This window comes from Pseudomonas sp. Irchel s3h14 (assembly GCF_900187425.1).
Classification (GTDB): domain Bacteria; phylum Pseudomonadota; class Gammaproteobacteria; order Pseudomonadales; family Pseudomonadaceae; genus Aquipseudomonas.
This window is the reverse complement of record NZ_FYDJ01000036.1, coordinates 21167-35280: the sequence shown is the minus strand read 5'-3', so window position 1 is coordinate 35280 and position 14114 is coordinate 21167. Positions and strand designations below refer to the sequence as shown.

General features: G+C 58.5%; 9 protein-coding genes and 1 rRNA gene. 2 read left to right on the top strand and 8 right to left on the bottom strand.

Annotated features, from left to right (window positions below):
* Nucleotides 1-185 precede the first annotated feature (185 nt).
* Nucleotides 186-301: ribosomal RNA gene (rrf, locus tag CKW16_RS30815) — 5S ribosomal RNA — on the top strand.
* Between the two features lie 162 nt (nt 302-463).
* Here the strand turns inward: rrf and CKW16_RS30810 are convergent.
* From CKW16_RS30810 to CKW16_RS30800, 3 genes are all read right to left on the bottom strand, one after another.
* The gene (locus tag CKW16_RS30810) at nt 464-2965 is read right to left on the bottom strand and encodes a TonB-dependent siderophore receptor (protein ID WP_095133383.1); all 2502 of its coding nucleotides are present in this window, start codon (nt 2963-2965) and stop codon (nt 464-466) included.
* An 88-nt stretch (nt 2966-3053) separates the two neighbouring features.
* Nucleotides 3054-4067, bottom strand: coding sequence for a FecR domain-containing protein (locus CKW16_RS30805; RefSeq protein WP_095133381.1), 1014 nt, complete (start codon nt 4065-4067; stop codon nt 3054-3056).
* Nucleotides 4067-4567, bottom strand: a complete 501-nt coding sequence (locus tag CKW16_RS30800) for a sigma-70 family RNA polymerase sigma factor (protein ID WP_095133379.1) — start codon at nt 4565-4567, stop codon at nt 4067-4069. The genes CKW16_RS30805 and CKW16_RS30800 overlap by 1 nt, the downstream gene beginning before the upstream one ends.
* 314 nt (nt 4568-4881) lie before the next feature.
* Here CKW16_RS30800 and CKW16_RS30795 point away from each other — a divergent pair, with 314 nt between their 5' ends.
* Nucleotides 4882-6762 (top strand): methyl-accepting chemotaxis protein, encoded by a 1881-nt coding sequence (locus tag CKW16_RS30795; protein WP_095133378.1) that lies wholly within the window; start codon nt 4882-4884, stop codon nt 6760-6762.
* Between the two features lie 159 nt (nt 6763-6921).
* Here the strand turns inward: CKW16_RS30795 and CKW16_RS30790 are convergent, their stop codons facing one another.
* From CKW16_RS30790 to CKW16_RS30770, 5 genes are all read right to left on the bottom strand, one after another.
* Nucleotides 6922-7389, bottom strand: coding sequence for an SRPBCC family protein (locus CKW16_RS30790; protein WP_095133376.1), 468 nt, complete (start codon nt 7387-7389; stop codon nt 6922-6924).
* Between the two features lie 31 nt (nt 7390-7420).
* Nucleotides 7421-10837 (bottom strand): non-ribosomal peptide synthetase, encoded by a 3417-nt coding sequence (locus tag CKW16_RS30785; RefSeq protein WP_095133374.1) that lies wholly within the window; start codon nt 10835-10837, stop codon nt 7421-7423.
* 13 nt (nt 10838-10850) lie between these two features.
* Nucleotides 10851-11780, bottom strand: coding sequence for a diiron oxygenase (locus CKW16_RS30780; RefSeq protein ID WP_095133372.1), 930 nt, complete (start codon nt 11778-11780; stop codon nt 10851-10853).
* Complete coding sequence (locus CKW16_RS30775; RefSeq protein ID WP_095133370.1) at nt 11777-12553, bottom strand: DUF3050 domain-containing protein; 777 nt, start codon at nt 12551-12553, stop codon at nt 11777-11779. Before CKW16_RS30775 ends, CKW16_RS30780 begins: the two co-directional genes overlap by 4 nt.
* Before the next feature lie 678 nt (nt 12554-13231).
* Nucleotides 13232-13942: a GntR family transcriptional regulator gene (locus CKW16_RS30770; protein ID WP_095133368.1), complete on the bottom strand. Its 711-nt coding sequence runs from the start codon at nt 13940-13942 to the stop codon at nt 13232-13234.
* Nucleotides 13943-14114 lie beyond the last annotated feature (172 nt).

Here is a 14114-nt window from a genome sequence, read left to right as displayed (position 1 = left end):
TCCCGAACTCAGCAGTGAAACGATGCATCGCCGATGGTAGTGTGGGGTTTCCCCATGTGAGAGTAGGTCATCGTCAAGATTAAATTCCGAAACCCCTATCTGCGTATGCAGGTAGGGGTTTTGTTTTAGTAGAAGTCACCCATTTTGCTGGCACGTTACGCTGTAACGGGCTGGTCACAGAATTTCTTGACGACCATAGAGCATTGGAACCACCTGATCCCATCCCGAACTCAGCAGTGAAACGATGCATCGCCGATGGTAGTGTGGGGTTTCCCCATGTGAGAGTAGGTCATCGTCAAGATTGAATTCCGAAACCCCTGTCTGCTAACGCAGACAGGGGTTTTGTCGTTCTGGGCTCGCTAAACGCTCAGAAACGCCATCGCCAAACCAGTGGAATGTTCCCGCAGAGACGACAAAGCCAGCCCCTGAATTCAGGCGCTGGCTTTGTTGGAATGACGAGGGATTAGAACTGGTAGCTTACCGTCGCGGCAACATTGCGTTCTTCGCCCAGGTAGCAGAAGTTCAGGCTGGCACAGGAGGCCACGTAGGACTCATTGGTCAGATTGTTCGCGTTCAGGCGTACGTCAACGCCCTTCAACCCAACCTTGCCTAGATCGTAACCAACAGACGCATCAAACAGCGTGTAGGACGGCACCTTCATGGTGTTTTCCGCGTCGGCCCAGCTATAGCCGACATATCGCACACCACCACCCAATCGCAGACCATCGAGTGCCGCACTGTCGAACTTGTAGTCAGCCCAGATCGAGGCCATGTGCCGTGGCGCTTGGGTTGGCGAGTTGCCCTTGTTCTCGATTACGTCGGTGGTCGTACTCAAGGTGCTGATCATCGACTTGGAGTACTCGATGTCGGTGAAGGTGTAGCTACCGAGCACTTTAAAGTTGTCAGTCAGCTGCATGTGCGCTTCCAGTTCCAAGCCTTGGGAGCGCACAGCACCTACGGCGCGATAGAAGTTTTCCTGTGGCAGTTTGGTTGCCAGGTTCTCCTGATCGATGCGGAACAGCGACGCGGTGAACAAGTTATCAGTGCCCGGCGGTTGGTACTTCAGGCCCACTTCCCACTGAGTGCCATCGGTCGGTGCCAGGGGATTACCCGCACTGTCCGAATAGGAGTTCGGGTTGAACGACTCGGAATAGCTGATGTAAGGCGCAATGCCGTTATCGAACAGGTACAGCGCCCCGGCGCGACCAGTCAGCTTGGTGCGTTTGTCACTGATTTCAGTGCCCTGCGGCCGGCCGGTTTCAGCCAGCCGATTCTCATCGGACGTTTCGACCCAGTCTTGGCGCAGCCCGAGCGAGAAGCGCCACTTGTCCATCTCGATCAGGTCTTGCAGGTACACACCGGTTTGTTCCAGGCGACGCAGGTAGCTGGTCGGACTGTAGAAGTCGATGTCCGAATTTCCATACACAGGGTTGAACGCATTAATCGGTGCAAGTCCACCGCTGGCCCAGTCGACCACGGTTTTGCGACGCTGGTAGTCCGCGCCCATCAATACAGTATGTTTGGTTGCACCGGTGAAGAACTCCGCTTGCAGCATGTTATCGACAATGAATGCATGAAGTTTCTCATCGCCACCGGTGTAATAACGATTCAACTCATTACTGCTCGGTGTCGTCCAGCCATAGGCATAGACCTGATCCAGCTTCACTTTGGAATCGAGGTAACGGAAGTTCTGTCGTGCAGTGAAGACGTCGTTGAAGCGATGCTCGAACTGATAACCGAAGGACTGCTGATCGCGCTGAAAGCCATCAATGCTCGGTTCACCCTCGAAGAAGTGCGGGGAGATCCGATTCCCATTGCGCTGATGAATTGTGCCGTCGGCCGGCACTCCACCGTGATAACCACCGTCCGGATCGTGTTGCAGATACGCTTGCAGGGTCAGCGAGGTGTCTTCGGTGAAATCGATGCTCACCGTAGGCGCGAGAGCGAAGCGTTTTTCTTTGTTGTGATCGAACTGTGTGTCGGACTGATCCGCCAGCCCTGTCAGGCGATAGGCAATGCGTTTGTCATCATCCACCGGGCCGCTGAAGTCGAAACCCATGCCGCGCTGCCCCTGGGAGCCCACTGTGGCTTGAACCTGATGATAGGCTTCATATAGTGGCCTCTTGCTGGTCAGCGCCACCAGACCCCCGGGTGAGCTGCGACCGTAGAGCACCGATGACGGCCCTTTGAGAATATCGACGCGCTCGAGGAAATACGGATCCACTTGCATGGTGCTGTAGGTGCCGCTGTCCCCCATGGACTTCAAACCATCCAGATAGATGTTATCCACCGAACCATCGTTGAAGCCGCGCAGCGCCACGTAGTCATAACGGTGGGTTGCGCCGTAGGGATTGGTCAGCACGCCGGGGGTGTAACGCATGGCCTGGGACACGGTTTGCGAGCCTTGATCGTCCATTTGCTCACGGGTTACCACAGACACACTTTGCGAAGTTTCCAGCAACGCGGTACTGGTCTTGGTGGCGATCTGGCTATGCGTCGCGTTGTAGCCGTCCATACTGCCCAGCGCATTGCCGAGGGCGAAGCCTTTGATGTCGGTAGTGGGCAATGCCAGCGCTTCGGTTTCGGCGACCGGGCGCAACACGTAGCTGCTGCCATCCTGACTCACGGCCTCCAAACCCGAACCGCTGAGCAAGCGTCGAAGTGCCTGATCCGCCGAATACTCGCCCTGCACGCCGGGTGACTGAAGGCCCCCGGTTTGCGAAGGCGTCATCGACAAGGTAATCCCCGCCTGACGCGCAAACTGGTTGAGCACATCGCTCAAGGGGCCCGCGGCAATGTTGTAACGGTGGCTACTGACCTCGCTGCCCTCTGCCGCTACGCCCAGTGTAGGCAACACGCCGACACCCAGCGCGGTAGAGAACAGCGCAGCGCGTACGGCGTAGCGCAGGACGCCTGAATCGGCGGCGAAATGAAGAGGATTCTTACTGGTGGCGCGCACAGTCATTGTAGGTTTCCGTAGGAAGTCGCTGAGATCAGAATTGAAGTGCTTACTGACCAAGCCGGACTTGCCCGGAAAACCCGCCAAAAATAATTCAGGCCTGTCGCTCCAGCGTCACCCACCAACGAGTGCGATAGCGCAGTTGCACCGGCAGGGTTTGCGGCAGGATGGCCAGCAACCTGTCGGTGTTCTCCAGGCGGAAAACCCCGGACAGCCGCAAGTCGGCAATGTCCGCTGAGCACGTCAGATACCCGTGGCGATAGCGTCCGACTTCATCAAGGAAATCCCCCAGCCGCATATTGCGAGTCACAATCAGCCCGTCGACCCAAGCGCCGGCATCCATGTTCAGCGGTGGCGCCAACCTCGCCTGGTGATGATCGATCAGATAACTTTGCCCGGCCTGCACCTGGATCGGTGTGCTATCGGCGGCAAGTGGTGAATGTATGAGGACTATGCCGCCGGTAACGCTGAGCCGCGTGCAGTCGCCGTCCTGTCGCAGGATGAAACGTGCCCCGACGCCTTCATACACACCCTGGCGACTTTGCACCCGCAGCGGTCGATCAAACGGAGATCCTTCGTCAATCCCGCCGCAGGTCACGATGATCTCGCCGCGAGTCAGTGTGATCAGTCGCTGCTGCGCGTTGTAATCCAGATCCACTGCACTGGCGGTGTTGAGCTCCAGTCGTGTGCCGTCGGGCAACTGGAAGCCGCGCCGTTCACCCGTGGCGGTGGCGAAATCAGCGGTCCACTGTTGCCAGCCCGCTACATCCTTGCCCAGCCACGCCGCCGACCCCATCAGCAACGCACCCGACAGCAGCTTCAAGGCCTGGCGGCGTCCCAGTCCCTGGGCGCTGTTTTCCAACGTATTGAAGGCCACTTGAGCACCGGGCACTGCCCGCAGGTTGCTGCTCAACTCGGCTTGCAACGACTGCACCCGTTGCCAGGCCAGTTCGTGTTCATGGTGTTCGGCCCGCCAGACGTCGCATTGCTGACGTAGCCGGGAATTAGCCGAGTTGTTTCGCAGACGCAGCAGCCAATGGATGGCTTGTTTGACCACTTGTTGGTGAGGTTCCTCGCGCCGATTCAGCGACAAGTTATCCACAGGCATCACGCTTCATACCGCAGCACGTAGCAGTGATACAGCGCGTCGGCCACATAGCGTTCTACAGAACGCAGAGACAAGCCCATCTGCTCGGCGATGTGTTTGTGGGTCAGTCCTTCGCACTGCGCCAGCAGAAACGCCTGACGCACTTTCGGCTTCAGGCCTTCGAGCATACGGGCGATGCTTTCCAGCAATTCAAGCACTAATGCCCGCGCTTCGACGCTCGGGGTTTGGGACTCGGGCAAATGGGCGATGGTTTCCAGGTAGGCGCGTTCGATTTCTTCACGGCGCCAATGGTCGATCACCAACCCACGGGCGATCGTTCGAAGAAAGGCGCGGGGAGCCTTGAGTTCCAGGCGTTCGGTTCTGTGCAGCAGACGCACAAACGTGTCCTGGGCCAGATCCGCCGCATCGGCTGCATTACCCAGACGCGCGCGCAGCCACATGTTGAGCCAACCGTGATGGCTACTGTAAAGCGCCTGTACTGCAAACTCAGGTGAGGACATGAACGCGACAGCCCGAACGTCACAAATGATAATTAGTCGCATTGTCATCAAGGGTTGCGGAATTTGCAACTGCCGCACGAACAACCGTCATCACAAAAGGGCTGAACAGGCGCTCTGGCTCACCGTTCGGCGGGTATCTGACACGAATACCGACCATTTCGTACAAACGCCTAAGTTTTCTCCGGTTTGTGCCGACAGCCTGATGAGACATGCGTGCACCAAAGTAGAGCAGCCCTAGAGCCCTGCCTGCGCTGTTACATGGAATGTTGCAACCCGGAACGCATCCCCACTTTTTGCATAAGAAGTCCCATGAAATGAATCTCAAATTCAGCCATAAAATCCTTCTGGCCGCCTCCGGCGTCGTGGTGCTGGCTTTTGCGTTGTTCACTTTGTACAACGACTATCTGCAGCGAAACACCATCCGTCAAAACCTTGAATCGAGCGTCCAGCAGGCCGGCGATCTGACCGCCAGCAGCGTGCAGAACTGGATGAGCGGCCGTGTGCTGGTACTGGAAAACCTCGCGCAAAACGTCGCCCATCAAGGCGCCAATGCCGACCTCCCGGGGCTGGTCAATCAACCGGCCTTGACCTCGAACTTCCAGTTCACCTACGTGGGCCAGGCCAACGGTTTATTCACTCAGCGCCCGGACGCGAAGATGCCTGACGGTTACGACCCGCGTCAGCGTCCCTGGTACAAACAGGCCGTGGCTGCCGACAAGACCATGCTGACCCCGCCTTACATGGCCGCCGTCGGTGGGCTGGTGGTGACCATCGCCCTGCCGGTGAAAAAGAACGGCGAGTTGCTCGGTGTGGTTGGCGGTGACCTGAGTCTGGAAACCCTGGTGAAGATCATCAATTCGGTGGATTTCGGTGGTATCGGCCACGCATTCCTGGTCAGCGCCGACGGTCAGGTGATTGTCAGCCCGGAAAAAGACCAGGTGATGAAAAACCTGAAGGACATCTACCCGAACGCCGGCGTGCGTATCGAGAAGGGCAATCAGGAAGTCACCCTGAACAAGCAGGACCGTATCCTTTCGTTTACTCCGGTCAGTGGTTTGCCGAATGCCGAGTGGTACATCGGTCTGTCGATCGACAAGGACAAGGCCTACGCCCCCCTCAGCCAGTTCCGTACTTCTGCGCTGATCGCGATGTTCATCGCCGTGACGGCCATTGCCGTGCTGCTGAGCCTGCTGATCAACGTGCTGATGCGTCCGCTGATCACCATGGGCCGTGCGATGCAGGACATCGCTCAAGGCGAGGGCGACCTGACCCGACGTCTGGCGGTAGAAAGCAAAGACGAGTTCGGCGAGCTGGGCGGTTCGTTCAATCAGTTCGTGGAGCGAATTCACGCGTCGATTTCCGAAGTGTCGTCGGCAACCCGCCAGGTTCACGACCTGTCGCAGCGGGTGATGGCTTCTTCCAACGCTTCGATCGTCGGTTCCGACGAGCAAAGCGCCCGCACCAACAGTGTGGCCGCGGCGATCAACCAGTTGGGCGCCGCCACCCAGGAAATCGCCCGCAACGCCGCCGATGCTTCCCAGCACGCCAGCGGTGCGAGCGAGCAGGCCGATGACGGTCGTCAGGTGGTGGAGAAAACCATCTTGGCGATGACCGAGTTGTCGCAGAAAATCAGTCTGTCCTGCACCCAGATCGAAACCCTGAACGCCAGCACCGATAACATCGGGCACATTCTGGATGTGATCAAAGGCATCTCCCAGCAGACCAACTTGCTCGCGCTCAACGCGGCCATCGAAGCGGCCCGCGCGGGTGAAGCCGGTCGTGGTTTTGCGGTAGTGGCGGACGAAGTGCGTAACCTCGCTCACCGTACTCAGGAATCGGCGGAGGAGATCCACAAGATGATCACCTCGCTGCAGATCGGTTCTCGTGAAGCGGTGACCACGATGAACGCCAGTCAGGTCTCCAGCGAGCAGAGCGTCGAAGTGGCGAACCAGGCCGGTCTGCGACTGGTCAGCGTGACCCAGCGCATCGGCGAAATCGACGGCATGAACCAGTCGGTGGCCGCGGCGACCGAAGAGCAGACGGCGGTCGTGGAAACCCTCAACGTCGACGTTAACCAGATCAACCTGCTGAACCAGCAGAGCGTGGCCAACCTCAATGAAACGTTGAAGGATTGCGATGCGTTGTCCCTGCAGGCGAACCGATTGAAGCAGTTGGTCGACAGCTTCAAAATCTGATTCCGGTCAGTTAGACCGCGTTATCGTTCTTCGCGAGCAAGCCCGCTCCCACATTCAACCGCGTTTCTTCAGAAGAAATTCGGTCAAATGTGGGAGCGGCGGTGCGACGATTCGACTTGCTCGCGAAAGCGGTAGTTGAATCACCGCCAAACTTAGGCCTTACGCAAACAGCTTCAGCACATTGTTCATCGAGTCATCGGCAAAGCCCTGAACGAAATCCGTGAACCCCGGCAACGCCTCCGCGCCGCCCTGTGCGGGTTCGGCGATGATGGTCCAGGTCGCTCGGGATTGGCCCGCGCCCAGCGGTTCGACACTCATCGCCGCCCACAAATTGGCCACGCCCAAGGTGTTGTAAATCGTGGTCCAGGTCATGTTCAGCGCCTGGTCATCCCGGGAGTTGAGTTGCTCGACCACCAGGTTGCCGTCCTTGAAGAATTTCTTGCGCAGGGACGACACGCCTTCGCCGGTCATCTCGATGTGCGAGAGCGTCGGAATGAATTGATCGAAGCCGGCAAAGTTACCGACCACTGCCCAGACCTTCCTGGCATCGGCCGGCACTTCCACCGAGGACACCACGTGGCAGCCTTGAGGATTTTTGATCAGGGTATCGGGTTGCAGAGTGCTCATGGTCTTGCTCCATTCTTGGGGTTGGGTTGAATCAGATGAAGTTGATTTCTTTCAGGTAATCGCAGCCGCGCCGCAGCAGCGCCGGGGATTTTTCCGGGTAATGCGCGCCCATCTGCCGTACGCCCGCCTGGGCGTTGGCGTGGCCGATCATTGAGATGTCGCCGATGTCTTCCTCGAAGCCGTTGAGGTAGAAACCGAGCACGCCGAACAACGCGTTGTCGCTGTCGACCCGGCCCAGTTGCTGCTGCCAGTCGGCGACGCTGACCATGGAAAACTCCCGACCCGCCTCACGGAATGAGGCGACGTAGTTGTCCCAGCTCAGAGGTTCGGGGTTGTGCAGGTTGAATACCGCTTTTTCGGATGAATAACGGCTGGCATGGAAGGCGATGAAACGGGCCAGAAAGTCCACCGGCATCAGGTCGAAATTCAGCGCGAATTCCGGCACCTGGCCGAGCTGGATCGAGCCTTTGAGCATCAGCATCAAGCGATTTTTGTGAGGCTGGCAGACACCGGTGAGGCTGTTGAAACTGATGTTGCCGGGGCGGTAAAGATTGACCCGTACACCACGTTCGCGAGCGCGTTCGAGGATCCGCTCACCGACCCATTTGGACAGGTTGTAGCCGTTCTTGATGTAGATCGGCGGGGTCTGCGCGGCGGGCAATTCCAGCACCCGGCCATCGGCGGCAATCGTGCTGGAAGCCGAGAGCGTCGAGACGAAGTTGAAGATCTTCTTGCTGCGCCCTTCGCACAACCGAAGGCACTCGAAAATCGGCTCGACGTTGTCCCGCGCCAGCGACTCGTAATCGAGTACGTGATTGACGTTGGCGGCGTTGTGCACCAACGCGCCGAACTGCCGATCCAGTCGCTCGTAAACATCCGCTTCGAGCCCCAATGACGGACGCGTAATGTCCGCCGCATAAACCCGCACCCGGCTCAGGTCCAGATGCTCCAGACGGTTTTCTCGCAGTGCATGGGCAAACCGCTTGGCCGCCGATTGCCCACCGCCGTCGCGAACCAGGCAGGCGACTTCGCTGGCGCCCCAGGCGAGCAACGCTTCGACGATGTGCACGCCGACAAAGCTGTTGGCGCCGGTAACGATCACCTTGTGCACATCGCCCATGCGGTTGACTGGTAACGGCTGGATATCCAGTTCGCGGAAGGCATCGGCCAAGGCTTTTTCGCTCAATACCTCTTCGGTACCGGAGCCGCGCACCAAGGTCGCCAACTTCGCGATGGTCGGCAATTCGATGAAGCGGTTGATCGAGATGCTGCGACCGAACTCCTCACGCAGACGCAACAGCATGCGCGACAGCAGGATCGAGTGGCCGCCCAGATTGAAGAAGCTTTCATCGGTGGAAATATCGCTGGCCGGCAGCTCCAGCAGCTCGGCCCAGATCTCCAGCAGCAGCGCCTCATCGGCACTGGTGGGCAAGCGTCGCAGCGTGTTTTCGGACACATTCACGGGCATCGCCAACAGCGCCTTGCGGTCGACCTTGCCGTTGCTGGCGAACGGCATGTTCGGCAGTTCGGTCCAGGCTGTGGGCTGCATGTAATCCGGCAGAAACTGTGTCGCGTGAGCTTTCAGCGCTTCGCGAGCGGTGCCGGGTTGGTCCTCCTGAGGCTGCGCGAGGAAGGCCAGAATCCGGCGCTGGCTGTCGATAACCACTGCCACCTGGCGGTACAACTGACTGTCACGCAGGCAGCGTTCGATCTCTTCCGGCTCGACCCGGAAGCCGCGAATCTTCACCTGGTTGTCGCGCCGTCCGCACAGCTCGATGCCGTCGCGGGTCCACTTCGCCATGTCGCCGGTGCGGTAGGCGCGCAGGCTCTGGCCATTCGGCAAATTCAGATTCAGATAACGTTCGGCGGTCTGCTGCGGGTTGTTCAGGTAGCCCAGGCACACCCCAGGCCCGACGATGTACAACTCACCGACGGTCTGCTCGGCCACCGGTTGAAAATCCTCATCGAGAATCAGCACCTGACTGTTGGCGATAGGCGCGCCGAGGGTGCGGTTGCTGTCGCCGGTGCGCAGTTGTCGCGCGGTAATCAACACCGTCGCTTCGGTCGGGCCATAGAGGTTGTAGAGGTTGCCCTGACGGGTGAGCTGCTCGATGACGTAGGGTTCGCAGACATCGCCGCCGGTCATCACGTGATCGAGGCATTGCAATTGATCCAGCGGCAGGATGCTCAACAACGCCGGCGGCAAAAAGGCATGGCTCAGTTGTTGATGGCGGATCAGCTCGACCAGTTGCAACGGATCGCGGCGCTGATCGTCGCCGGGCACGATCAGTTCGGCGCCCTGGAGCAGGGTCGGGAAGATATCGATCAGTGACGAGTCGAAACTCAACGACGAAAACTGCAGCACCCGGCTCTGTTCGGTCAGCTGCACATAGTCGGCGTACCACGCGGTGAAGTGCGCGAGGTTGGCCTGGCTGAGCAACACGCCTTTGGGATGGCCGGTGGTGCCCGAGGTGTAGAGCGCCATGCACGGCGCATCTGGATCGGGTCGTTGGCGCATCAAGGGTTGATCGAGATCCACGTCACCGATGTCGATGCGGCTGATGTCGAGTCCCGGCATTTGCGCCGCGAGCGGATGCTCACCGTCATGCAGCAAAAACACTGCTCCGGCGTTTTCCAGAATGTACTGCTGACGTTGCAAGGGGTGGCTCGGTTCCAGCGGCAGGTACACCGCGCCACTGCCAAGAATCGCGAGAATCCCCGCATACAGCGCGCTGCATTTTGGCAGGCAGATTCCGATTACCAACGGCCCGTGACGCTGAGCGAGCAACGGCTGCAAACGCTGCTGGATGGCGCGGCTGTGGGCGTGCAAATGCCGATAGCTCAGGGACGTGCCGGCAATGTTCAGCGCGGGTCGTTCGGCACACTGGATGAAGCGCCGCTCAAGGCGCTCGATCATCGGGATTTGGCTGAGCGCCAGTAGCGCGGGTGCCGCCGTGAGATTGAGCTGATGGAAAAACGCGAGGTTCTCCAAATAGAGCAAGTTTTCCACGTGCTCGAAGTGAGCGGGAGAAACAGGCTCAGCCAGCAGAAAATAGTCGGCATCGCGAGAGAAACGGCTGACCAGCAGCGCCACATGATCGACCAGTTTTGCCACTGCCCGCAGGCGCAATGCCTGACCGTTGCCCGAAGGTTCATCGGTGATAGGCACGCGAGTGAACAGCGTTGAACCGTACGTGCACAGCACGTCCAGCGGCGGCAGGCCAGAAACCCCAGGCACACCGATACCCAGTTGCAGTGTCAGTCGCGGTGCATCGCCGACGTCTTGAACAGGCAGGCTGGCGTCGTCGATCAGCAAATCAGCGTTACCCAACGGCTGCTCGTCGACGGCTGCCAGGCGCATCAGAGAATGACCGTGTTGTTCAAGTTCCAGCGCCAGGTCGGTCAAGGCCTGGCTGTGTCCAATGAGCAGAATGTCGAGACGTCTCATGATGGGCTCCTCGTTAAACCAGGTAATCGCTGAGGGCGTCTTGCACGCACGGCGAATCGAGCAGCGAACTGCTGCGGAAAAACCGCACGATGTTGGCGACCAGCGGGTGATGGCGATTGATCGGGAAGGCCAGCCCCGACGCTTCGCTCTTGAGGGCCTGGCGTGCGGCGTCGCTGATCTGCAAGGATTCGATCAGGCGGAAGTCGAACGATTTCTGGATGTCGTTGGTCAGGTAATGGCCGATGAACACCGGTAGGATTTTCGCAATGCATCGGCGGTCGTCTTCGCTCGCGGTGTGCCAGTAGATGCGCACCAGCCGCGCCCAGAATCCGGAGTGGCGGCCCTCGTCGAGCAAGTGGTCGGCCATCAGGCCCTTGATCGACTGCTTGACCGTGTCGTCCTTGGCGAACGCCGCAACATCCCCGGTCACGGTGTTCTCGGCGATGGCCACGCAGATCAATTCCACGGCGCTGCGCAGGTGTTCCGGCGCGAGCGCCACGGCCGCTGGAATGGCTCGGCTGAGTTCGATTTCATCCGGCAGTTCGATGGGCGTGATGCCGGTCATGGCGACGGTCTGTTGCATGAAATCCATTGCCACGAGTGCGTGGTAATCCTCGTCCACCACCACGGTCATGGCGTCGTAGCGGCAGGCGAACGGGAAGGCCACGGCGAAGCGATTCTTGGCGATGCTGCGGGCGGTCTTGTCGACGATTTCGGTTTCGAAAATCACCACGTCATTGATGAATTTGTAGAGCGTCTGCACCAGCGCAAAGTCGCGTTGCTCCGGGCATTCGCGCAGGAAGGTTTCGCTCAACACCAATGGTTGGCGGCTCAACGGGTAGATCAGCTTGTCGTCGTTCTCCAGCACCCGCCGGGGGCGGGTACGGATGGTCGCGCGGCTTTCCCAGGCGTCGGCGAAGGATTGGTAGTCGGCGGCGTTCATGCGTTCACCTCAGGCATAGGTTCGGTCATGCTCAGGCGCAGGCCGTCCCACAAGGCGATGCGGCTTTCCACGGCAGCGATGGCGCTGGCGTAGACGTCTTCTTCGCGTTGCGGATCGCCATTGACCAGCCGGGCGAGGAGTTTTTCAGCGGCGGGGCCGTGGTCTTCGGAATCGACTTCGATGTGCCGTTCGAGGTAGTAACGGAAGGTCGGCGCCTGTTCGATGCCGATGCCCCAGTCATCAAGAATTCGCTGGAACATCTGCGGGATGACGCTCTCGCGACCATGCAGAAATGCCGCCGCAACGCTGTGCCCCGGCGCATGCAACGCGGTGTGCAACGTGTTGCGCACGAACTGCGCTGCCGCCGGATCGACGTCCACGCTTTGCAGTGCCACGTCGTAACTCACGCCTTCTTTTTGCAGCGCGACGAAGCGTTCGACCACCGCCGTGCTTGCGCCAACTTCGCGCATCGCATCCAGGTACAACTCGAAATGGCTGTAGTGACCGTGAGCCGGACGATCATCGGACTCCTCACCCAGCACGATCTCGTTGATCAAACGCGCCGCCTGCGGATCTCGCGGCGGCAGCCAGGGCAGCTGGACGCAGGTCAGTTCCTGTTGCAGGCGTTTGGTCAGTGACATGAAATCCCATACCGCAAACACATGGGTTTCCATGAAACGTTGCAATACCGACATTGAGTTGATTTCAGAAAAGATCGGATGAGCGCTAAGTTCTGCTTTCTTCTGGTTGAGGCGGTCTTTAGTGGGTTTCATGGGCGAGCCTATAAGTGAATTGGATATACCGTTGGGTTTTAATGAATAAGCGATCGTTAGTTAAGGCTTTCTGCTGGCGAGCGGATGCCTCAAATGAATTGATGTGGGTAAGTTGCAATACGTCGTTAAGAGACGGCCTGGCGCCAGTATTGAAGGCGGCGGAGAAAAACTAATACATGAATAAAGTGTCGGGCAAGTTATTTTTATATTATTTGAAAGTTCAACTTTTTCGCGCGCGACAAGTTCCAATAAAACTTTTAATTTGAGTTTCATTTGGATGTAGTTACTCCTTCCGGCTTATATAAGTCAGAATTAAAATGAAGAGTGAATGCCTCACTCGAAGCAACTTTCTAACTGAGTCGTTGAAATGAATTGAGGGGGGCGGAAGTTGACTGGGATCAACGCCGGTTCTTCCTTTCCCGTGGCAAGACTCCTTCCGTAGGTTCTTGGTGCGGGGACTGCTCCGCTCGTGCGGTGCGTCGCCCGTTCATTATTTGTTGGCAGCCCAAGAGTGAGCGTAAATCACGACAGCCGCTATCACCGGCGCGTCATCGACTCGGAGTCATTGTTGGTCTTGAGAGGGGTAAATCGAGGGCAGGGCTTTGGAGAGAGGCGTAGCGCAACGCGGCAAGCGAGAGCGAGCAGTTCGATCTGCTCGCTCAGGCTTGCCGGTGAGGTTTACTTGGAGGTTTTCTTGTTCAGCGCGTCGGGGCTGTTGAGGTAGCGTGTGATGACCTCGACGCCCCGGTTGAGGTGTTGTTCGAGCAACTTCACCGCGCGCTCGACGTCCCGGTCTTCGACAGCCAGCAACAGCGCCCGGTGATCTTCCTGGGACAGTTTGCCCAGGCCCATGGCTTCCAGGTTGAAGCGCAGGAAGCGCTCCTCTTCGTTCAGTCCGTCTTCCACCAGCCTCAATAGCCGTTGGTTCGGCGCCTTGCAGTACAGCGCCATGTGGAAGAGCCGATTGAGCCGGCCGATTTCGGTGTAGTTGTTTTGCGTTTCCAGTTCGTCGATGTAGCGGGCAGCCTGTTCGAGATCCTCATTAACGAGTAACGGGATCGACAGGCGCAGCGCTTCGGATTCCAGCAGGATCCGCAGCGCGTAGGTTTCCACGGCATCGCCCTGAACCAGCGGTGCGACCACTGCACCTTTATGGGCGATGACATTGAGCAGTGCCTGGGCTTCGAGTTGGCGCAAGGCTTCGCGCACCGGCATGCGGCTGACACCGAAAAGATCAGCCAAATCTTGCTGACGCAGGGCGGTACCGCAAGGAATGCGACCGTCGAGAATGGCTGAACGCAGAGTTTCTTCGATCACCGAGCGTGCCAGGTGAGCGGGAATCGGCCCGTTGACCTTGATGCTGTTCAGAGGATTGGGCTTCTGTGTCACAACTACGCACCCTGTTTGACTGAAATGAATTTGGATCCAAGGGGACACTAGTGACTGCCTGACAGGTTGTCAAACGGACAAAAGGTCGCCCTGACGTGGCCGCGATGTTTTTAATGACACCTGCCATACAAAGTTTAGCGCGCCAGCAGTGATCTCACCGTGCCATTGTCTT

Coding starts and splice junctions, on each gene's coding strand:
- CKW16_RS30785 (WP_095133374.1), bottom strand. CDS start 10,837: ATGAGACGTCTCGACATTCTGCTCATTGGACACAGCCAGGCCTTGACC.
- CKW16_RS30780 (WP_095133372.1), bottom strand. CDS start 11,780: ATGAACGCCGCCGACTACCAATCCTTCGCCGACGCCTGGGAAAGCCGC.
- CKW16_RS30790 (WP_095133376.1), bottom strand. CDS start 7,389: ATGAGCACTCTGCAACCCGATACCCTGATCAAAAATCCTCAAGGCTGC.
- CKW16_RS30795 (WP_095133378.1), top strand. CDS start 4,882: ATGAATCTCAAATTCAGCCATAAAATCCTTCTGGCCGCCTCCGGCGTC.
- CKW16_RS30800 (WP_095133379.1), bottom strand. CDS start 4,567: ATGTCCTCACCTGAGTTTGCAGTACAGGCGCTTTACAGTAGCCATCAC.
- CKW16_RS30775 (WP_095133370.1), bottom strand. CDS start 12,553: ATGAAACCCACTAAAGACCGCCTCAACCAGAAGAAAGCAGAACTTAGC.
- CKW16_RS30810 (WP_095133383.1), bottom strand. CDS start 2,965: ATGACTGTGCGCGCCACCAGTAAGAATCCTCTTCATTTCGCCGCCGAT.
- CKW16_RS30805 (WP_095133381.1), bottom strand. CDS start 4,067: ATGCCTGTGGATAACTTGTCGCTGAATCGGCGCGAGGAACCTCACCAA.